The following is a 20,684-nucleotide window of genomic DNA, read 5'->3' as shown; positions in this document are numbered from 1 at the left end:
TCCTTAGATCAGATTGCGTGCAGCAAGGTTTTTCATCAATGCGCTTGTGCCGAACACCCAAGGCGGGCATTCGGTCGACAGACGCACGGTGTTGGACAACGTGCCCAGCATCGGGTTCGATATCTCAACCACATCCCCCATCTTGTGCGTAAAGCCGCCACCGGGCGTGTCCCGATCCTGCGTTGGGGCAAAAAGCGTGCCCAGCATGAGGAAAAAACCGTCCGGGTATTGGTGATGCGCACCGCGAGCCTGTCCCACCAGGTCCGCCGGATCGCGGCTGATTTCAGCCATCGAGCTGGTTCCGTGCAGTTCGAACCCTTCCTCGCCGGTGACCTTCAGGGTCAGTTCGGCCTTTCGGACATCATCAAGCCCGAAACTGTCATCAAACAGCCGCAGCATTGGACCAATGGCGCATGATGCATTGTTGTCCTTGGCCTTGCCCAGCAGCAGGGCCGAGCGCCCTTCCACATCCCGCAGGTTCACGTCGTTACCCAGCGTCGCCCCTTTGATACGGGCTGCACTGTCGACGGCCAGAACCACTTCGGGTTCGGGGTTGTTCCAGGTTGAGATCGGGTGCAGCCCGATGCTGGCCCCGAAACCCACCGCCGACATGGCCTGCGATTTGGTGAACACCTCGGCGTCAGGTCCGATGCCGACCTCAAGGTATTGCGACCAAACATCCTCGGCGATCAGGGCATCCTTAAGGGCCATCGCTTTATCCGACCCGGGTTCCACGGCGCGCAGGCTGTCGCCCAAAATCTCGGTGCAGCGGGCGCGGATTGCATCAGCCTTGGCCGGATCGCCCTTGGCTTTCTCTTCGATCACGCGTTCCAGCATCGACGACACGAAAATCACGCCGCAGGCCTTGATCGGTTGCAGGTCAGGCGGTGCCAAAAAATAGGGCTTGGATGGGTCCGGGGCCTCGGTCGAATTGGAGGCGACCGCGTCGATGCTGCCAATGCTTGTGCCATCCAGGGTTTGCGCAACGGCAGCCGGGTCGTCCAGTTCCAATAGCGCCTGCATGGTAGGCAGGTCTGATGAGGTGATGTCGAACAGGCGGTCGCCCTTCCGTGTAACCAGCGCTGGACCTTGCGCCTGAGGCAGCCAGATCCGGCCGACGAACGTTCCGGTGTCGGGTAAGTTCAGTGTCATTTAGTGTTTCCCAGAGAATAGAGTTTGGAAAGGAGGGTCTCAGCCTGATCGCAAGTGGCCCAGGTCAGCGACATATGATCTGCCCCGTCGATCACGTGCCAATCGGCGTTTTCAGCTTGCGACATCAGCGCCCCGCCCCGCAGGTACTCGGGCGTTTCAGCGCTGCCATTGATGTAGAGAACGGGCGGGCGCGTACTGTCGGGTGACAGGGTGAAAGCCGCCACCTCGTCCGGGGTCAGACTCAGCTCCGATTGCAGAAAGGACAGGCGCACCGGGGCCAGATCATAGACGCCGCTGATCGACAGAACCCCCAGCGTCCGATCCGCCAACGTGGCATCGGTCAGGGCTGACAAAGCCAGATGAGCGCCAGCGGAATGGCCAACCAGAACGAATTGCGCAGTTGGAAAAGACTGTGCAAGCCTGCGCAGAGCCGACTTGGCATCCGCCACGACATCGGCCAGCCGAACCCCGGGCATCAACCGATATTCTACGTTGGCGACCGCCGCCCCCGCCGACAGAAAGCCCGGCATCATAAAGCGATGTGTCTCGGCCTGGAGCGCCCGCCAATACCCGCCGTGGATGATCACGGGCAATACTGTCTGAGGGCCCATGCCCTCGACCCACTCGACCCACTGCCGTGAATGATCGCCATAGGCCGCGCGCGAAAATCGCAAGTGTTCGGCAACGGCACCACTGTCCTTCGCCATACGATCCAAAGCACTGGCAAAGTCAAGGATGACCTCGGAGAACTTGAACTGACGATCCCAGATAGCCTGCATGGTCAGATCTCTTGCTCTTTGATTTGGCCGTAAGCCTGTTGCAGAGCCTGGATCTGCGCATCGCTGGCACCGCGTGTTGCATTCAGAACCAGCCCGATCAGAGCAATGTTGCTGGTCGAGCTTTCGACCGGGATCAATGCCACACTGGTGCGGCGGGCCACCGTACGCTCAAACCAGCGTAAAACCACCTCTGACACATCGCCGATCACAAGGTCGGGGATGGTCTCAAAGCTATAAGACGGCTGCACCGGAATGGCGCGCGTCTCGCGCCCGACCGTGTGGGGGCCCATGCGCAACTCCATATCCTGCGCAATAGCCAGGAAGGATGTCAGTTGAGTTCTTTGGCGCAGTTGCAGCAGAATGGGCTGCACCAGCGGTGCCATTCGTCCGAAACCGAACCCCTGCAGGCCGACCCGAATGGTAGACATGCCCGGAAGGTAGTGACCCTGAGCGTCCCGGCGCAGCATCCCCTCGGCCTCAAGCACGGCGGTGTGGCGATAGCCACTGCTGGCAGGCAACCCGGCTGCCCGGATCAGCCCCGCCGGAGAGGCAAAGGCATCGCGCCCCGGTGCCTTTATGAGGGCTTCAAAAGCATCGACTGCTCGAACATAGGCAGAATGGGTCATCCCGTAGCGCTCCCTTTGGTGGATCGTTTGTCTCGGCGCAAGGCAGGCCCTTGCGAGAGAATTGCAGTGTCAGGCAGTTCCCAGGCCACATGCAGTTCGGCCCAGCTGTCTGCCTTGACCGAGGCGGTTTCCACCCCTCGGGGTAAGACGATCTGAACAGGTTCCTCGACACGCCGCGGCACCACGTTTCCGCCCAGAATATCCAGTGCCAGCCCCAGCGCCCGCGCACCCATGCTGGCTGGATAGTCCAACGCGGCCATCGGAACCTTGTGATGCAGACACAATTTGTACATCTCGTTCAGGTCGCCGCCGGTATGGGCGGGTACATCGAACCCGCCATCCAGGAAACGCTTGACCGAACCCACCCCTTGCAAGCCGCTGTCACACCAGACCCCGTCCGGGGGGCGGCGCGCTTCGGCCAGCACCTTGTCGATTGCCTTATAGCCGCCTGCTTCGGTCCAGTCGGTATAGCTGACATTCTCGACCCTGATATTTGGGAAGGCAGAGAAGGCGGCAAGTGCCGCTTGTTGTCGACGCAGGGCGGGGCTGGCCCCTTCAAGCCCGCTGAGCATCCAGACCCGCCCCTGACCCGACAACGTTTCCGCCATCCATTGGGCGCTGATTCGTCCGATCCGGCTGTCGGATGCCGTGACAAACGAGACAAGCGAGGATCGATCGTTCGGCCTTCGGTCGACCGCAACAATCGGCAGACCTTGGTCGGCCAGCTCGCCCAGCCGGTCACTGAGCGCCTGATCGTTGACCAAGGTGATCGAGATCAGCAAAAGATCAATGTCCTGCGCGACCAGCTCATCAATCTGAACAAGTTGCAAGGCCGGGTCATCCTGTGCATCCAGCACGATCAGGGCTTCGATCTGCGATTGCGCAATCCGTTCGGCATAAAACAGGCTTTGCAACATGGCACTGCGCCAGACATTGCTGGTCGATGCGTTGGAAAATCCGATGCGATACGGGGCAGCGCTCCGGTATCGACTGGCATCTACAGTTCGCACCAGCGCCGGGTCCCACTCCAGATCAGGAAGGTTCTCTTGCTTGCCTGCGCCGGGCACGCCCGGCTTTGCCAGCAGCTTCTTCCGCTCGGTGGTTTCAAGCATTTCAAGCGCAGCAAAGATCAAATCGCGGGCTTTAGGGCCCAGTCGCAGGAACCCGTGGTCGAACCGTTCCAGCCAACCCGCTGCGACCATGGCCCGAAGCAGCCCAAAGCCGGTTGAGCGGGTGACGCCCAAATCCTCGAGAATATCATGCGTGCGGCGCGGCGTGTTTTGCGCGTCGAACCCTTTCAGGATCGCTGCGATGCGCTGCACGTTTGATTTGTCATCCTGAGACATGGGCGTCTTCCCGATCAGCTCTGCGACCGTTTCATGTAAACGGCTGCGGCGAGGATAATCAGCGTGCCCTTGATCACCAACTGCAACTCGATGGACAGGCCAAGGATGACGACGATGTTGAACAACGACACCAAGATCAGCGCTGCCAGCAACACGCCGGGGACAGAGCCCTTACCCCCTGACAGTGCCGCGCCGCCGATCACAGCTGCTGCAATGCTGTCCAACTCGTATCCGCGCCCGGTCCAATTATCGACGATCCCGACATACCCCACCAGAAACAGCCCGGCGATGGCGGCCAGTACGCCCGAGATGATAAAGGCCATGACCACCAGAAACTTGGTCGGCGCGCCGGTCATGTAGGCGGCGTCCGGGCTATCACCGTAAAGCTTCAGGCGGCGGCCAAATACGGTACGTTCCAAAAGCCAGTGCATTCCAAAACCGACAATGGCCAAGGCAATCAGCGCAACCGGGATACCAAAGATGTCGCCGGTCGCGAGCCAGCGGAAGGTCTCTGGCAGCGTGCCGCCCGGTGCGCCCTTGGTGTAGGCAAATCGTATACCTTGCAGCACGATCATCGTGGCCAGCGTTGCAAGGAATGGCGTCACTTTTCGATAGGCCACAAGGTAGCCGTTGATCGCGCCTATAAACGCGCCCAACAGCAGACCCACGATGAAAATCACAGGTGTCGAGTCGATCAGCGAGGTCGACAAAACTGCAACCGTCGCCATGATTGAGGCGACCGACAGGTCGAGCCCCCGGACAATGATCACTATCATCTGACCGATGACAACAAAGCCCAGCGGGGCAGCCTGGATCAGGATGTCCTTCAGGTTTGCAGGGGTCAGAAAGCGGGGTGACAAGGCCGTTGTCACTGCCCAGATCACGGCGAGGAACCCCAACAGGATCAACAGTTCTCGCCGCTGGGTCGCGCGCATCGTGTTGCGGTTGGGTTTGACGCTTGCGGGGTTGGTGGCGGTCGCGGTCATGACTTGCCCTTTCCTGCAAAGAATGAAACGGCGGCGATGATGATCAGACCTTCGGCGATCCACTGGTAATAGCTGGAGATGTTCATGAAATTCAGAACATTCGCCAGAAATGCCAGCAGGATCACGGCGAGTGCTGTGCCCAGAACGCCGCCTTTGCCTCCGGCCAGTAGCGTACCGCCAACAATCACCGGCGTGATCGAGCGCAGGTCGAACCCAACGCCCGCGCGTGGGTCACCGACCCCGAACCGTCCCGTCATATACATGGCGGCAACCGCGCAGAGCAGGCCGGACAAAGCATAGATTGCCACTTTGGTCTGTTTCACCGGCAGGCCGGAAACGGCGGCGGCGGCCTCATTATCACCGATGGCATAGATGCGCGTGCCGAAGGTTGTGCGCCACAGCATGAAGCCGATCAGCAGATACAGCGCGATGACAAAGATCATGCCAAACGGCATCACACCCAGCCGGCCATAGGTGAAATCCTCAAAGAACAGTGGCACCGATCCCGATGGTTGCCGTGTGATCAACAACGCCGCGCCTGCAAGGATTGTCGAGGTGCCCAGCGTCGTGATCAGAGGGTGCACACCGACATAAGCGGTGATGCCTCCATTGATCATACCGATGAAGATGCCCAACGCGACGACCGCGGCCATCGCCAGCAGCAAGGTACCTGCCGTGTCGCCCGCAATGGCTGCGAAGACCACGCAGAGGAAACTCAACGCTCCGGCATAGCTAAGGTCGATGCCGTTGGACAGGATCACAACGGTCTGTGCCAGAGCTACAATGGCCAGTGCCACCATTTGATCCTGAACATTAGCCATGTTGAGCGGGGTGGCGAAACGGTCTGAGGCCGACATGCCAACCACGAAGACGATGGCAATCAGGGCAACGACAACCAGATGAACGGGCTGGGCGCGCGTGGCGCGGGCGATGGTGCTCATGCCGCTACTCCGTGATGGGTTGAGGTTTCGGCGGCGGCTACGGTGATGATCGCCTCTTCAGTGATCTCGTCGCCGACCAGTTCCTTCGCCAGTTCGCCGTCGTGCATCACGTGCACGCGGTCACACAGCCCCACAATCTCGATCAGCTCAGACGAGATCACCAGCAAGGCCATACCTTCGTCCGCCAGCTCGCGCAGGGTTTTGTAGATCTCGGATTTTGCGCCGACATCAACCCCCCGCGTTGGTTCGTCGAGGATCAGCAGTTTGGGCCGGTTCTCCAACAAACGTGCGATCAGAACCTTTTGCTGGTTGCCGCCTGACAGGGCCGAGATCGGCAGGCCCACGTGGTCAACAACCACGCCGCGGCGTTCCTTCAGCACGGCAGCGCGACGCTCCTCATGGCCCGGAGGGATGGAGTTATGGTGCACACCAAAGCCCGGCGTTGTGGCGGCAAAGTTCCGCGCGACCGAAGAATTAAGGAACAGCCCGTCATCCTTGCGGGATTCCGTCAGCATCAGGATACCCGCCTCGATGCATCCCGCCGGATCGCGATGGGGCATCGGCTCGCCCATCAAGCTCACTTCACCCGTGGACGGTGCTGCCCCGAACAGGGCCAGCGCCAGCTCGGTCCGGCCCGAGCCGACCAAACCGGCCAGCCCCACGATCTCACCAGCATGGACATCCAGATTGGCAGGCGGAAGGTGCGGAGCCACCACAAGGTTTTCCACCTCAAGCACCTTCTCGCCCGCCGTTGGGTTTGCGGCTTTGTGTGGGAAGAGATCACCAAGCTCGCGCCCCACCATGGCAGCGATCACGCTGTCATGGGTGTAGTCCGTCGTCGGCCCCTTCGAGGTCACAACCCCGTCCTTGATCACCGTGATATCGGTGCAAATCTCAAAAATCTCGTCCAGCCGGTGCGAGACATAGACCAGCCCCATCCCCCGCTCCCGCAGGTCGTTGATGATACGGAAGAGGTGTTTCGTTTCGTTCTGGCTCAGCACCGCTGTCGGCTCATCCAGAATCAGTACCTTAGCCTCCACCCTTAGCGCCTTGGCAATCTCGACCATCTGCTTGTCAGCCACGGACAAAGTTTCAACCAGATCGTCAGGGTTCAGCTTGATCCCAAGGTCATCCAACAGAGCCTGGGCGTTGCGCTTCAAAGCCTTGCGATCGATCAGGCCGAAATTGGTGCGCGGCTCAGCCCCCAGATAGATGTTTTCGGCAATCGACAGCGCGCCCAGAACCGAGAACTCCTGATGCACAACCGCGATCCCTGCGGCCAGACTTTGGCGTGGATCTGACCAGCCAGCCTTTTGCCCCTCGAACTCCACATGTCCGCCGGTTGGCGTGTAAAGCCCGGTCAGCAGTTTGATCAGGGTCGATTTCCCGGCTCCGTTTTCACCGCACAGCGCGACGGAATGGTGGCCGTGGACTTCAAACTCGATACCTTTGAGAACTTCGTTCGGGCCGAATGACTTGCTAAGGCCGCGCGCGGCCAGATATGGCTGTGCCATTGTTTTCTCCTCCCGTAGGGTGGCGGGGCGATGTATGGCCGCCCCAACCGTTTGTGCCCGTTTACTTGGGATAATCCGCCGAGAAGGTCGCCGGGTCATAGTCCGCGCCAACGCCAGAAGACATGATGACCGAGCCGGGTTTGTCCATCAGCGCATAGTCTGAGACAAAGACATCCGCCTGAACGGAGGGCGTTTCATGCCCTTCCGAGACAACCACCTGCTGGTTCACCTCGATCCGCTTTGGGATGCCCTTGCCGTCAAGGACGTCAAACAGCACTTCGAAGGCCTGTGCGCCCATTGCTGGCGGATAGTCGATGCCGATCATCGGTACGTCATTGTTGACCGACAGCTGATACATCGCGTTGAAGTCACCCCCGGTGTGCGGCGGGATGGTGCCAGCCTCATACCCGGCGGCAAGGAAGGCTTCGATCGAACCTGAACCCTGCAGGCCCGAGTCGGCCCAGACGCCTGAAATCTCGTCGCCGTATTTCTGGATAAGGGCTGACATGATGGTTTTTCCATTGGCGGGCGACCAGCTGGTGTATTGGGTCTCAAGCACTTCCAATTCGGGGAACTGGTTGAACACTTCCATCGCGGCCTGAATGCGTGCCTCGGCAGGGGATGCGCCGGCAAGACCGCCCAGCATCACGACCTTGCCTTTGCCATCCAGCTTTTCGGCCAGCCACTGCGCCGAGATACGGCCAAGCGCCTGGTCCGAAGCCGTCACGAAGCTGATGAAATTCTCAGCCGAAGGTACAGAACGGTCGACCAGAACGACCGGTATGCCCTGCCGCTTGGCGCGGCGGATGACCGGGTCCATCGCTTCGGCGGTTGCGGGTGAGATCAGCAGGATATCGACGCCCTGCGCGATCAGGTCCTGCACATCGGCCGCCTGCTTGCTGGGATCGTCGTTGGCGTCGGTGATGATGAAACGGCTCAGCTTGTCAGCGTTGCGCTCTGCCGCCGCTTCGATCCCGTGCAGCATCGCCACGCGCCACGGGTTCGAGATCGAGGCGTTCGAGAACCCAATCGTATAGGGACCCTCTTTCTTGTACTCGGCGGCGTCATAGATTTCCGACGCTCCGGGGTTCCACAAAAAGGTGCGCGGCACCCCTTGATACCCTTCCGCCATCGCCGATCCGGCAAACAGCCCCAGAGTCGCAGCCGCAGCCACGGTTTTCAAAATACGCATGCGTTTCCTCCCTAACGTATTGATTTTATTCGGCAGCGCGGATCAAACCGCCTGCATTGATGCCGGACCTAGGGTCTTTGAACATCACCCCGTCCTTCATGATCATCGACAGGTTGTCCTGATGCTGAACCAGGCTCACATCTTGGGTGACGTCGCCTTTGACCAGCAGCAGATCGGCCAGAAAGCCCTCTTTGATCTGACCGATCTGGTCTTCCATCTGCATCAGCTCTGCGCCGACTGTTGTGGCACAGCGCAAGGCTTCGACCGGCGAGTAGCCGAAATAACGAACAAAGTGTTCGATATCCCGGGCGTTCTGCCCCATCGGCGTGATCGCGAAGCCATAGTCACCACCAACGGCAACACGCAAACCCCGTTTGCGTACTTCGTGATAAACCGCGCAGGTGGCTTCGAATTTGCGGTACAGGTTCAGTTCTTCGGCGACCGCCGCATCGCCTTCTTTTGTCGCATTGTGGACAAGGCCAAACGCGGGCCCGAGGATGACGCGATCCTTGGCCTCTTCGAGCATGTCCAACGCCTCTTCATCCGCAAAGTCGCAGTGATAGATGCAATCGACACCGTGGCGCACGGCCATTTTCACGGATTCTGACGACCGGGCATGGGCCGCGACGGTCTTGCCGTATGTCTTGGCCACCGAAACAAAAGCCGCCAGCTCGTCATCCTCCAATGGAGTGACTTCGGCCTTGGCAAAAGACACGAACTCATCACCCGAGATGTTGATTTTCAGGTTGTCGACACCGTCACGCACGCATTCGCGCGCTGTGCGACGCATTTCCAGCGCGCCATCCGCGATCAGGCCGAAACTTTCCTGATAGATGTGGCGTTTGCGCTCGTCGCCCAGGCCTGCGGTGGTGGTCACTTCGGGGCTTGCGGCCCGCATCCGAGGCCCATCGAGCAGACCACTGTTGATGGCATCGCGCGCCACCACGCCCAGCAAAGGCTTGGCCGAAGCGGCCTCGAAAATGGAAGTAAAACCATGGCTCAGCAACAGCCGCAGGTTTCCTGCGGTCTGCAGCATGTGATCTTCGGGGCTTAGTTGCCCCAATTCCCACGGGTCGTTGATTCCGGTAAAGCTTGGGTGGCAATGGCCTTCGACCATGCCCGGCATCAGCGTATGCCCGGTGCCGTCGATGACCTCGCCGGATGCATCAGTGGGGGCGTCGTCCCCTTTGTGTACGACGGTGATCTTGTTGCCCGAAATCGTGACTGTTCCGGGGTAGCGCGTTTCCGATACGCCATCCCAAATCTGCGCACCTTTGATGGTGATATCTGACATGTTTTCCTCCCTGCCCGCTTGAACTCAAACGTCGCGGTCGGAAAAAACCTGCATCAAATCCTAATCATTAATCAGGCCAAAACGAACCAGATGTTACCATATATTGGACTATTACGATATACAGGCTGACCTCATTGCCTGTCCGAAGTTTTGGTCGGCTTCGCGGACTTTCAAAAGCAAATTCGGTCAGGTGATGACCCGGTCAGACGCTCGGGCACCATTGGTCGAAACTTTCGCGTTTTCGCGAAGTATGAATATGGTACTTGTCATAAATCCAAACGAACAATGCGTCGAAAATGCGGGCACCGCATTTCATGCGAATTTTATACAAGGCCGGTAAGGCGCGTTGACCAACAAATCTGAAAGGTGACTCATGTCTTTTTCCAGCCGCTCAACACTTTCGCGTCGCCAGTTTATTGCAACAACCACAGCCAGTGCCGCGGCCATTGCCCTGCACCCTTTTTCTGCGGCAGCTGCTGACAACCAGGCGCATCTGCGGATCATGGAAACCACGGACATCCATGTCCACGTCTTCCCGTATGACTATTACGCGGACAAACCCCGTGACACGGTGGGCCTGTCCCGTACGGCGTCGATCATCAATGACATCCGCGCAGAGGCCACGAACTCGCTTTTGGTCGACAATGGTGACTTTTTACAGGGAAACCCGATGGGCGACTACATCGCCTATGAGCGGGGCATGAAAGATGGCGACAGCCACCCGATCATCACCGCCTTCAACACCGTAGGCTATGATGCCGCCACCCTTGGCAACCACGAGTTCAATTATGGGCTAGAGTTTCTGGACAAAGCGCTCGCCGGAGCCGAGTTCCCGGTGGTTCTGGCGAACATCGCTAAGGAAAAAGGCGCAAACCCGCGCGACGACAAGACCTTGGTCCAGCCCTACGCCATTCTCGACCGCGAGATCGAAATGGGTGACGGCACCAAGCACCCGATCAAGATTGGCGTCATCGGCTTCACCCCGCCGCAGATCATGAATTGGGATCGCAAGCATCTTGAAGGGAACGTCGAAGCCCGAGACATTGTCGAAACTGCTCAGGCCTACGTGCCCGAGATGAAGGAACAAGGCTGTGACCTGGTCATCGCGCTTTCGCATTCGGGGATCGGCAGCGCCGATCATGCGGACGGCATGGAAAACGCATCGGTTGTTCTGGCCGGTGTCGACGGGATTGATGCGCTGGTCACCGGACACAATCACCTCGTTTTCCCTTCGCCGACCTTTGCCGACCGCCCGGGGATCGACATCGAGAAAGGCACCTTGATGGGCAAACCCGCCGTGATGGGCGGTTTTTGGGGATCGCACCTTGGTCTGCTTGACCTGCTGCTCGAGCGGGACGGAAACGAATGGCGCGTCGTGACCACAACGTCCGAGGCGCGACCGATTTCCAAACGCAACGAAGACCGCTCGATCACTGCTCTGGTCGGGGACGATCAAAAGGTTCTGGACTCGGTCGCGCAGGATCACGACGAAACGCTGGCTTATGTCCGCCGCGCCGTGGGCAAAACATCGGCGCCGCTGCACAGCTATTTCGCGTTGGTCGCTGATGATCCCTCGGTTCAAATCGTCTCAATCGCGCAGAAATGGTATGTCGAAGAGATGATGAAGGGCACCGAACACGAAGGTTTGCCCATCCTTTCGGCAGCGGCACCCTTCAAGGCTGGCGGGCGTGGTGGTCCTGACTATTACACCGACGTTCCGGTTGGGGACGTAGCGATCAAGAATGTGGCGGATCTGTATTTGTATCCGAACACGGTCCGTGCGGTTCGCGTGAACGGCGCGCAGGTGCGGGGCTGGCTGGAACGTTCGGCGGGTATGTTTAACCAGATCGAGGCCGGGTCCAACGACGCGATCCTGCTGAACCCCGACTTCCCGTCGTACAATTTCGATGTGATGGACGGTGTGACCTATCAGATCGACCTGTCGCAGCCGTCGCGCTTTGGGCCAAAAGGCGAAGAGATCAACCCCGACGCCGCGAGGATCGTGAACCTTGCCTTCAATGGTGAGCCGGTGACGGACGATATGGAATTCATCATCGCCACCAACAATTACCGCGCATCGGGCGGTGGATCGTTCCCTGGCGCTTTGGGCGATACAATCGTGTTCGAGGCCCCAGACACCAATCGCGACGTCATCGTGCGCTATATTGTCGAGCAAGGCACAATCGATCCAAAAGCAGATGCCAACTGGTCGTTTGCGCCGCTAGAGGGCACCACAGTGCTGTTCGAGACCGGCCCCAAGGCGCGGGACTACATCAGCGATGTCAAAGGTGTTGCCATCGAGGACGCCGGAGAAGGTGCCGACGGATTTGCGGCCTTCCGCATCAAGCTCTGAGCAATTCCGGGCGAGGTCCCGTGCCGCCAAGGGCGGCAACGTGGGCCTGAAACGGTGAAGTTGCGCCCGCGGCCTCTGCAGGCCGCGGGTCAAATCGTCAGACGCGCGCAATCCTTGCGCCCGTGTGGATCATGCCCTGCATCATATCGGTGTGATATGAGTAAGGGGACAGTCCCGGCATTTCGCTGACGGCATCCAGCGCGGCAACATGAGCCTTGTCCAACGAGAATTCCAGCGCGGCCAGATTGTCTTCCAGCTGGCTGAGTTTACGCGCGCCGACAACGGCAGATGTCACGCCGCGGTGATTTACCATCCAGTTCAGCGCGATTTGCGATGCGCTGTGACCGGTTTCCTCGGCGATACGCACCAGTTCCCGCAGGATGGCGATGTTCTGCTGTGACGCCAGGTTCGCGGTGCTGGGGTCCGTTGTCCACGTATCTGTCAATCGGCCAGCACCCACCAGATTGCCCTGATCATCCACCGAGTACTTCCCGGTCAAAAGACCATTGGCCAGCGGGCTCCAGGCAGTGAAACTGATGTCCAGTGCATCGCACATCGGCAAATGTTCGTAGTCCGCATGACGCGCGGCCAGGCTGTATTGGTTTTGGATCGACGAGACGGGGTTGCGATGGGTCAACCCGGCCAGCGTCTGCATTTTTGCGACATACCAGGCCGGGAAGTTCGACAGACCAAAAGCCAGCAGTTTTCCCTGACGGATCAGCGTGTCGAATGTGTCCAGAACCTCTTCGATGGGGGTGAACATGTCCCATTGGTGCAGGTAGTACACATCGATGTAGTCTGTGCCCAATCGCTTCAACGAGGCGTCGAACGCATTCAGAATGTGTTTGCGCCCGTTGCCACCTCCGTTCGGATCGCCCGGAACCTGGTTCATTGTTCCTTTGGTCGAGATCACCACGCGTTCGCGGTTACTTGCTGACTTGATGAACGCGCCCAACCATTCTTCGCTTTCTCCGCCTTGATAGGCATTGGACGTGTCAAAGAAGTTGCCACCAGCTTCGAGATAGCGGTCAAAGATCTCGCGGGCCTGCGATTTTCCGCTGGACCACGCATCGCCCCAGGCATCTCCGAAGCTTCCGGCGCCATAGGCCAGCGGTGACACCCGCAACCCGGTCTTGCCCAGCATCCGATATGTGGTGAGTGATGCGATCCGACCCTCGGGCAGCTCATTGGCTGCAAAGGGCAGATCGTCAGACAGTGCTTCCGACATTTTCGTTTCCTGATTTTCTTTCGTTGGGGGGTTTAGCCGCGCACCAGATGGCCGCCGTCCACATCCAGAACCGAGCCGGTCATGAACGTGTTGGTCATCGCCAGCACGACGGCTTGTGCAATTTCACTGGCATCTCCGACGCGCCCGACCGGCAGGCCGCTGGCAACTTGTGCGAACATCTCGGTACGGGCCTCGTCGGGCATCCCGGCATAGGCTTCGGTATCGACCATGCCGGGGCTGATGCAGTTCACGCGAACCCTGCCCGCCAATTCCAGCGCCAGTCCTTTGGCAAGTGTCTCGACGGCAGCGTTTACCGCAGCCAACCCTGTTGCCCCTGCCGACGGGCGACGGCTTAGAACGCCCGAGAAGAAGGTCACCGATCCACCCTTTTTCAGGAAGGGCAGCACTTCGCGGGCGGTGACGTATGGGCCGATGAACTTGGCCTCGATCATGCCCCGAAGGTCGTCGGTTGGCAGGTCGGTAAAGGCCCCGTGGGCCGCGCTTGAGGCGGAGATCACCAGATGGTCAACCTCTCCCAATCCGGCGGCCCATGATTTGACATTGGCCTCGTTGGTGGTGTCGACGGCAGCGACCGAGACGTCCCCGTCGATGCCATCCGCCACCGCGTTCAGTTTGTCCGCGTTGCGACTGGCGATCGTCACTTTTGCTCCGAGGCTGGCAGCCAGTTCGGCTGTGGCCCGGCCCATGCCGCTGCCACCGCCAACGATGACAACGTGTTTGCCGTTCAGAAAATCTGCAAATTGGGTTTTCATAGCGATTTATCCTAACTCTCGGATCAGCGGGAATTGCCCGCTCTGTCTGTTATGAGCAGTGATATAGGAAACCGGCCTTGATCCTTGAAATGGATATTAAATATATTGAAAATTGACATGGTGAATTTAAATACGCTCGACCTAAACCTGCTCAAGGCCTTCGATGCCCTTTATCGCGAACGGCACGTCGGACGCGCGGGCGAGACCATTGGCCTGGCGCAACCCTCCATGAGCAACGCTTTGAACCGCCTGCGTGCCCAGTTCGACGACCCCTTGTTTCAACGCAGCCGCGAAGGTATGTTGCCCACCGCCAAAGCCGACGAACTGGCCCCACAGATCAAAGAGGCGCTGTCGCTCATCTCGCGGATGCTTTCCCCGGCAGAGTTCGACCCCAATCAGGTGCGTGCCGATGTGACGATTGCCGCTGCCGACCTTATGGTGATCAACCTTGCCCCACCATTGATGAAGTACCTGAACAAGGACGCACCGGGGCTACGCGTTAGCTTTGTTCCATTGGACAAGCGCAGTTTTGAACGCGATTTGGATGACGGACTCTTGGCCGTCGCGCTGGGGACATTTGGTAAATTGCCCGCCCGGTTCTTGCGTCAGAAGGTTCTGCGCGACCAGTTTATCTGCATCACTCGCCAAGGGTTACTGCCAGAGGGCGCGCCGCTGACGCTGGATACCTACCTAGGTCTGGATCATGTTCTGATGACATTGGGCGGCGGCTTCTCTGGCGTCGTGGATCACGCGTTAAGGCGTCAGGGTCTTTCGCGTCGGGTTGTCATGACGGGCACCCAGTTTGCTGTGCTGCCCGACATCGTGGCGCAATCGGATATGATCGCGACTATTCCGGCATCCCTTTCGCATATAGCCCAACGCGCGGGCTGCACCATTTTTGCCCCGCCGTTGGAATTGTCTGGTTGGGATATCGAAATGGTTCAGACACAGCGTTTGGTGTCTGATCCATTGGGCGCGTTCATCGGGCAAGCCGTGCGCGATACGTTGCAAGAAAACAAGCGGCACCTCTGAGGCTTGAACCCAGGGCGCGATCTCGCGCCCGTGCAGTATCGCAACAACTCGACCGCCAGATGACTGTGGTCGTTGGCCGAGCGCTGCCACACTCAATTCATGCTAAATTCTCGCGGAGCCTTTCTGCCAGCAGGTCCGCAAAGCGTTTAGTTGCAGCAGATCTAAACTGAGTGGGAGGGTACACAGCATAGATGCCTCCGGCTGGAAGCGACCAGTCAGGAACAAGCCGGACCAACGTGCCGTTTTCGATTTCCCTTTTGGCAAAAAAGTCCGGCAGGATAGATATCCCCGCCCCTTCTACGACCATTGCCTTGATGGCCGGTGTTACGTCTGCGCGCAGCACTGGGGTCATTTGAACGTCACGGGTTTCACCGCTTGTGCTTACAAATTGCCAGTTTAGTGGGTTCGGTAGCGCTCGTTGTTCGACGAACGGAAGCCTCGCCAAATCTTCTGGATGTTCTGGTCGCCCGAACTGCTCAACTAGTCTTGGCGACGCGACGACGATTTGTTGGAATCCGGCCAATTTGCGCGCGACGTTGGCGGAATCGGCAAGCCACCCCACCCGGTACGCAATGTCAAACCGCGCCTCAACCGGATCAAACCGCGTGTCGCTTAGAGTCAAATCAATCGTCACAGCCGGATAAGCGATGCGAAACTCGGCCACGACTGGTGAAATGTATGTCACACCCATATCAAGTGGGGCTGTGATACGCAGGTTTCCGGTCGGCTCTTTGCGCCCCTGTCGCACAGCTTCAAAGGCTTCTTCGGCCTGTGCCACTGATGCACGCGCGGCCTCATAAAAGGACTGTCCGACTTCCGTAAGGTTCAGGTGACGTGAGTTTCGAACAACAAGGGTTGCACCAAGTTCTTCCTCCAACAGCTGCAGTTGCCTGCTGACAACCGCTTTGCTGATGCGCATGCGTTCAGCGGCCGCAGTAATCGTTCCTTCTTCGACGATGGCAACAAAGTACTCCAGGCGGTTCAGATTGGATTTCTTCATATCGTCACCTTTTGGCTGACATTGTGTCTACATCTATTGCCTTTGGCTAACAATAAGGCGGCATTATCTGTGGTTCACCAAACCGGAGACCGCAATGACGCGCCTTACCTACATCACTGAGAGCTATTGCGACCGTTGCTATGGCACCGCCCCGGAAATGGACAAACTGATTGCGAGATGTGCCGACGCCACCGTCACGCATCGCCGTGTGTTCCAAGGTGCCAGCACACCCCAAATCGATACGTCCACCTACTAAAAACTTCCCCAAATAGACCGCGGCACTGGCCGCGTAGTTGCAAGGAGCATCCTTATGAAGACGATCCTCACTTCCACAGCAGCCGTGCTGCTTTCGACCGCGGCCTTTGCAGCGGACCTCACCATCACTGCCTTCAACCCCAACGAAGGCAGCCTGTTCCCGGTCTCGTCGAACCTGATCGAGGGCCCGACCGAGGTGGTTCTGGTAGACGCGCAATTCGAAAAGGATGATGCACAGCAGCTGGTCGACGTGATCAAGGCGACTGGTAAGCCCCTGACGACCGTCTTTATCAGCCACAAAGACCCTGACTTCTATTTCGGGCTGGATACAATCCGCGCGGCCTACCCGGATGTCAAAATTGTCGCGACGCCCGAAACCGTCAAAGGCATCGAGAAGACCATTCAGCTCAAATACGATTTCTGGGGTCCGATCCTGGACGGCAACGCGCCATCCGAGTTGATTGTACCTGACGTTCTGGAAGGTGATCGCCTGACGGTGGATGGTGAATCCGTGCAGGTTGTTGGCCTTGATGGTCATGATCCGGTTCACACGTTCCTGTGGGTGCCCTCGGAAAAAACCGTACTGGGCGGCGTTGTTCTTTATGAAAACGTGCACGTTTGGATGGCCGACACCCAAACCCCGGAAAGCCGCGACAACTGGCGCACGACGTTGGATCAGATTCTGGAATTGAAGCCCGAGCGGATCATTCCGGGCCATGTCATCGGCGATAGCGCAGAGGACGCCAGCATCGTTGACTTCACAAATGAATATGTCGCCGCATTCGAAGCAGCTGCAGAAAAGGCAGAAGGTTCGGCAGAGCTAATCGCCGCAATGCAGGCCGCGTATCCCGACTTTGAGAACGTGAGCGATCTGGAGCTAAGCGCCCAAGTTATCGAAGGCGAGCGGTCTTGGCCGTAAGCCAGATCGACATCAAAAACCGCCCAATTCGGTTTCTACGTCAAATGAGGCGCTGGCTGGTCAAAGCTGGCCCCCAATCCTTGGGAATAGACAGATGATGGCTGCACTTAACAAACAATCTCCTCGCGTTCTCAGCATCTTGCGGATCATGACGGGCCTTCTGTTTGTGGCGCATGGAACCCAGAAATTATTGAACTTCCCTGCCCCGCCCGAGTGGGAGGTCGCGGCATTCTCGATGCCATGGATCGCTGGTATGATGGAGCTATTCGGCGGCTCGCTGATTGTTTTGGGCCTGTTTACGCGTCCGGTGGCGTTTCTTCTGTCCGGTTTGATGGCCAGCGCGCACTTCATTGCCCACGCCCCAGCGAGTTTTTATCCGATCCTGAATGCCGGTGATGCCGCGATTTTGTACTGCTTTGTTTTCCTGTATTTTGTATTTTCCGGCCCAGGTTGCTGGAGCCTTGATGCGAAGATGGGCCGGGAATAGCTGAGGAGGGATTTCATGGCGTATTCAAAGTCGCGTCGAAATTTACTGGCTGGACTTTCATCTGTTACAGGAAGTTTGCTTTTGCCGCGGTCCGTACTTGCCGCCGATTTAACGCCGCGCGCAGCAGAGGGCCCCTTTTATCCGACCAGATCTATGCGGATGAAGGATACCGACAATGACCTGGTCAAGGTCGCGGGGCTTGTGCGCGAGGCAGGCGGAGAGATCATCACACTCAAGGGCCAAATCACCGATCGCAAGGGAATTCCGATAGCGGGTGCCCGTATCGAGATTTGGCAATGTGACGTAAATGGAAAGTACTTGCACCCCGGCGACAATCGTCCGGTGCCATATGATCGCGGTTTTCAGGGCTTTGGCCACGACATTACGGATGGCGCCGGAAATTATGCGTTCCGCACAATCAAGCCGACAAAATATCCGGGTCGCACGCCCCATATCCACGTGAAAGTCTCAGATCAGGGCAGAGAATTGCTGACCACACAGTTTTACATTGATGGCGATCCGGACAATGCAAAAGACGGGTTGTATCGCAGGATGTCCAAGGCAGAAGCCCACGCGGTATCCATGAATTTCGCCCAAGGTCCTGAAGGCCCGGAGACTATCATAAATATTATTGTCTGACGCTTTCCGACGGATCAGGAAAAGGACAGACAAACAAAAGCGTATTGACTATCACGGCTATGGTCGTCCTGACGATTTGCCGAACACCAAGCCCCTGAGTTTCAAAGTCGCGTTGTGAGCAAAATATTGTGTTTGACCGTCAAACAGATGGAACGTCTCGGGCATTGCAATCCGATGAGCCATGGCAGACCGAAGGATTGCCATCGGCATGCTCACAACGGGATTATTTTATTCAATCGCAACAGGATACGGTGATCTGATACCCCTCGCTAATTTTCCAGTTAAACGCTGGATCGCGCCTCTCAGAGAGTTGATGCATCCCGTTCGAGGTTGCGTCATGCACGTTTGGGTTCTGCTCAATCGACCTTTACGACCATCTTCCCGAAATTGCCCCCGGCCAGCAGTTGGTTAAACGCGGACGGAGCATTCTCAAGCCCTGCGACCATATGTTCTTTGTAGCTTATTGAGCCGTCCCTCAGCCATCCCGTCATGTCCTTGACGAATTCGCTGTAAACCTCGGGGCCAAAGCTATCGAAAATGATGAAGCCCTGCATTTTGACTTTCATCCGCAAAATCGTGCCCATGATCACAGGCCCCATATCCGGTCTGTCTGGCAAACCTGGCAAGTTGTACCAAGCCACAACGCCGCAGACCGGAATACGGGCAAACGGATTCAATAGCGGCAGAACAGCGTACAGCACTTTGCCGCCGACATTCTCGAAGTAAACATCAATGCCATCGGGGCAAGCGTCGCGCAATTGCGTTGCCAGATCAGGCGCTCGATGATCCACACATGCGTCGAAGCCAAGGTTCTTTACCACGTGCTCGCATTTCTCGGGGCCACCCGCGATACCCACAACGCGACATCCTTTAAGCTTTGCGATTTGCCCCACGGTGGCACCAACCGGTCCCGCCGCAGCCGCCACAACAACGGTCTCGCCGGGTTTTGGTTCGCCGATTTTCAGAAGCCCCGCATAAGCGGTATAGCCGGGCATCCCCAGAACACCCAGTGCCCAGGAAGGATTGTCCGGCGTCTTGCCCAGATTGACGACCTGCTCACCGTTCGAGATTGCGTAGTCCTGCCAACCACTCATGTTCAGCACGTAGTCCCCGGCTTCATACCCGTCCAGATTCGACTGTACGACTTGCCCCACAACCTGACCTGTCATAACGCCGCCGATCGGTACTGGTTCGGCATAGGACTTGGCGTCATTCATCCGACCCCGCATATAGGGGTCCAAGGACAAGTACACGGTGCGCACCAGCATCTCTTTGTCGCTGGGCGCGGGAACGCCCGTGGTTTCAAGCCGCAGCGTGTTTTCGTCCGGTTGACCATTGGGGCGTTCAGCAAGAACGATACGACGGTTGGTGTCGGAAGCTTGGGGCATTGGTTTCTCCTGAAAAAGAGTGTGGCGCAGCACAACCAAGCAAGATTGTCGAAGGCTGTCCAGCAGGAAAGTTCCGCTCTTGAACGCCGGCTCTATCAGCTACGGCGACCAGTGCGCGTAATCCAGTCTGCACCGCCATAAGTAATGGCCAATACGTGAACCTCTTGCCTGTCATCATCCACCGTAAAGGCAATAACGGCCCGGCGGGCGGCGGGAATGGCGCGCAAGCCGGGAAGAATATGGTCGCGCCTTGAACCACGATGGGGCAGCGCCCGCAGACCGAGCGCGGCCTCGGCAATTTCGGCCAGTTTGCGGCGCGCCACCTGCGCACCGGCGTAGTCTTCGATCAGATTGGAAATCGTCAGCAGATCATCCGCCACAGACGGATGATAGCGCACGGTGTATGTCACGTGCCGCGGTCCAGGCGGCGCATGGCCGGGGCAAAGACCTCATCATGTTCGACAAACGCCTCGCGCGGGGCGGCGGCGCGGCGGCGGATTTCGTCGGCCATGGCATCCAGCGCGACCTCGCGCGCCTCTTCATCCTCGATCATGCGCTCAACTGCGGCGGCCACCGCAGCCGAGGCCGAGGCATAGACCCCCTCCCCCACCTTTTCTTTGAGGAATCGATGGTGCCTGTCCGTAAAGCTGAGCGTGGTTTTGATCGTCATTTCGGGCCTCCACAGTCATACTTGGTCATACTGATGGCGCAAGTCAAGCCTGATCGCCTGGTGGATCAGACCCTTATGGCCACACAATGTGGAGTAAGCACCTGCAGAAA

Annotated in this window: 21 protein-coding genes; 6 read left to right on the top strand and 15 right to left on the bottom strand. The window is 58.2% G+C overall.

Features of this window, described 5'->3' with window-relative positions; translation table 11 throughout:
* Positions 1–3 precede the first annotated feature (3 nt).
* The 9 genes from ACR0MV_RS08335 to ACR0MV_RS08295 form a co-directional block, all read right to left on the bottom strand.
* Positions 4–1,152 carry a fumarylacetoacetate hydrolase family protein gene (locus ACR0MV_RS08335; protein ID WP_480701754.1) on the bottom strand — a complete coding sequence of 383 codons (1,149 nt, stop codon included), beginning with the start codon at positions 1,150–1,152 and terminating at the stop codon, positions 4–6.
* Positions 1,149–1,931 (bottom strand): alpha/beta hydrolase, encoded by a 783-nt coding sequence (locus tag ACR0MV_RS08330; protein WP_480701753.1) that lies wholly within the window; start codon positions 1,929–1,931, stop codon positions 1,149–1,151. The genes ACR0MV_RS08335 and ACR0MV_RS08330 overlap by 4 nt, the downstream gene beginning before the upstream one ends.
* 2 nt (positions 1,932–1,933) lie before the next feature.
* On the bottom strand, positions 1,934–2,557 hold the full coding sequence (locus ACR0MV_RS08325; RefSeq protein WP_170424027.1) for a helix-turn-helix domain-containing protein: 624 nt from the start codon (positions 2,555–2,557) through the stop codon (positions 1,934–1,936).
* Positions 2,554–3,903 carry a substrate-binding domain-containing protein gene (locus ACR0MV_RS08320; RefSeq protein ID WP_480701751.1) on the bottom strand — a complete coding sequence of 450 codons (1,350 nt, stop codon included), beginning with the start codon at positions 3,901–3,903 and terminating at the stop codon, positions 2,554–2,556. Before ACR0MV_RS08320 ends, ACR0MV_RS08325 begins: the two co-directional genes overlap by 4 nt.
* 14 nt (positions 3,904–3,917) lie before the next feature.
* Positions 3,918–4,889: an ABC transporter permease gene (locus ACR0MV_RS08315; RefSeq protein ID WP_480701749.1), complete on the bottom strand. Its 972-nt coding sequence runs from the start codon at positions 4,887–4,889 to the stop codon at positions 3,918–3,920.
* The gene (locus ACR0MV_RS08310; protein WP_480701748.1) at positions 4,886–5,830 is read right to left on the bottom strand and encodes an ABC transporter permease; all 945 of its coding nucleotides are present in this window, start codon (positions 5,828–5,830) and stop codon (positions 4,886–4,888) included. Before ACR0MV_RS08310 ends, ACR0MV_RS08315 begins: the two co-directional genes overlap by 4 nt.
* Entirely contained in the window at positions 5,827–7,344 is a 1,518-nt protein-coding gene (locus ACR0MV_RS08305) for a sugar ABC transporter ATP-binding protein (protein ID WP_480701746.1), read from the bottom strand. The genes ACR0MV_RS08310 and ACR0MV_RS08305 overlap by 4 nt, the downstream gene beginning before the upstream one ends.
* A 61-nt stretch (positions 7,345–7,405) precedes the next feature.
* A complete protein-coding gene (locus ACR0MV_RS08300; RefSeq protein ID WP_475205958.1) occupies positions 7,406–8,536 on the bottom strand; it encodes a substrate-binding domain-containing protein in 1,131 nt (376 codons plus the stop codon).
* A gap of 25 nt (positions 8,537–8,561) precedes the next feature.
* Complete coding sequence (locus ACR0MV_RS08295; RefSeq protein WP_480701744.1) at positions 8,562–9,830, bottom strand: metal-dependent hydrolase family protein; 1,269 nt, start codon at positions 9,828–9,830, stop codon at positions 8,562–8,564.
* A 373-nt stretch (positions 9,831–10,203) separates the two neighbouring features.
* Here ACR0MV_RS08295 and ACR0MV_RS08290 point away from each other — a divergent pair, with 373 nt between their 5' ends.
* Positions 10,204–12,183, top strand: coding sequence for a bifunctional 2',3'-cyclic-nucleotide 2'-phosphodiesterase/3'-nucleotidase (locus ACR0MV_RS08290; RefSeq protein ID WP_480701742.1), 1,980 nt, complete (start codon positions 10,204–10,206; stop codon positions 12,181–12,183).
* A gap of 97 nt (positions 12,184–12,280) precedes the next feature.
* Here ACR0MV_RS08290 and ACR0MV_RS08285 read toward each other — a convergent pair whose 3' ends face one another.
* Both ACR0MV_RS08285 and ACR0MV_RS08280 read right to left on the bottom strand, forming a co-directional pair.
* On the bottom strand, positions 12,281–13,411 hold the full coding sequence (locus tag ACR0MV_RS08285; protein WP_170424012.1) for an aldo/keto reductase: 1,131 nt from the start codon (positions 13,409–13,411) through the stop codon (positions 12,281–12,283).
* 32 nt (positions 13,412–13,443) lie between these two features.
* On the bottom strand, positions 13,444–14,184 hold the full coding sequence (locus ACR0MV_RS08280) for an SDR family oxidoreductase (RefSeq protein WP_170424010.1): 741 nt from the start codon (positions 14,182–14,184) through the stop codon (positions 13,444–13,446).
* 117 nt (positions 14,185–14,301) lie between these two features.
* Between ACR0MV_RS08280 and ACR0MV_RS08275 the strand changes: the two genes are divergently transcribed.
* Positions 14,302–15,216: a LysR family transcriptional regulator gene (locus ACR0MV_RS08275; RefSeq protein ID WP_480701741.1), complete on the top strand. Its 915-nt coding sequence runs from the start codon at positions 14,302–14,304 to the stop codon at positions 15,214–15,216.
* A gap of 97 nt (positions 15,217–15,313) precedes the next feature.
* Here the strand turns inward: ACR0MV_RS08275 and ACR0MV_RS08270 are convergent, their stop codons facing one another.
* On the bottom strand, positions 15,314–16,216 hold the full coding sequence (locus ACR0MV_RS08270) for a LysR family transcriptional regulator (protein ID WP_480701740.1): 903 nt from the start codon (positions 16,214–16,216) through the stop codon (positions 15,314–15,316).
* Positions 16,217–16,310: 94 nt separating this feature from the next.
* Between ACR0MV_RS08270 and ACR0MV_RS08265 the strand changes: the two genes are divergently transcribed.
* The 4 genes from ACR0MV_RS08265 (at position 16,311) to ACR0MV_RS08250 (ending at position 18,516) form a co-directional block, all read left to right on the top strand.
* Positions 16,311–16,472 (top strand): hypothetical protein, encoded by a 162-nt coding sequence (locus ACR0MV_RS08265; RefSeq protein ID WP_480701738.1) that lies wholly within the window; start codon positions 16,311–16,313, stop codon positions 16,470–16,472.
* Positions 16,473–16,526: 54 nt separating this feature from the next.
* Complete coding sequence (locus ACR0MV_RS08260; protein WP_480701737.1) at positions 16,527–17,390, top strand: MBL fold metallo-hydrolase; 864 nt, start codon at positions 16,527–16,529, stop codon at positions 17,388–17,390.
* 94 nt (positions 17,391–17,484) lie between these two features.
* A complete protein-coding gene (locus ACR0MV_RS08255) occupies positions 17,485–17,877 on the top strand; it encodes a DoxX family protein (RefSeq protein ID WP_480701735.1) in 393 nt (130 codons plus the stop codon).
* A 15-nt stretch (positions 17,878–17,892) separates the two neighbouring features.
* On the top strand, positions 17,893–18,516 hold the full coding sequence (locus tag ACR0MV_RS08250; protein WP_480701733.1) for a dioxygenase family protein: 624 nt from the start codon (positions 17,893–17,895) through the stop codon (positions 18,514–18,516).
* Positions 18,517–18,872: 356 nt separating this feature from the next.
* Here the strand turns inward: ACR0MV_RS08250 and ACR0MV_RS08245 are convergent, their stop codons facing one another.
* The 3 genes from ACR0MV_RS08245 to ACR0MV_RS08235 all read right to left on the bottom strand — a co-directional run bounded on the left by ACR0MV_RS08245 (position 18,873) and on the right by ACR0MV_RS08235 (position 20,574).
* On the bottom strand, positions 18,873–19,904 hold the full coding sequence (locus ACR0MV_RS08245) for an NADP-dependent oxidoreductase (protein WP_480701732.1): 1,032 nt from the start codon (positions 19,902–19,904) through the stop codon (positions 18,873–18,875).
* 95 nt (positions 19,905–19,999) lie between these two features.
* Positions 20,000–20,314, bottom strand: coding sequence for a type II toxin-antitoxin system RelE/ParE family toxin (locus tag ACR0MV_RS08240; protein ID WP_480701731.1), 315 nt, complete (start codon positions 20,312–20,314; stop codon positions 20,000–20,002).
* Complete coding sequence (locus ACR0MV_RS08235) at positions 20,311–20,574, bottom strand: type II toxin-antitoxin system ParD family antitoxin (protein WP_480701730.1); 264 nt, start codon at positions 20,572–20,574, stop codon at positions 20,311–20,313. Before ACR0MV_RS08235 ends, ACR0MV_RS08240 begins: the two co-directional genes overlap by 4 nt.
* Between the last annotated feature and the right edge of the window lie 110 nt (positions 20,575–20,684).

The organism is Ruegeria sp. BC3 (assembly GCF_056539265.1).
Note: the sequence above shows the minus strand (reverse complement) of the source record. Positions and strands in the feature narration are given on the sequence as shown.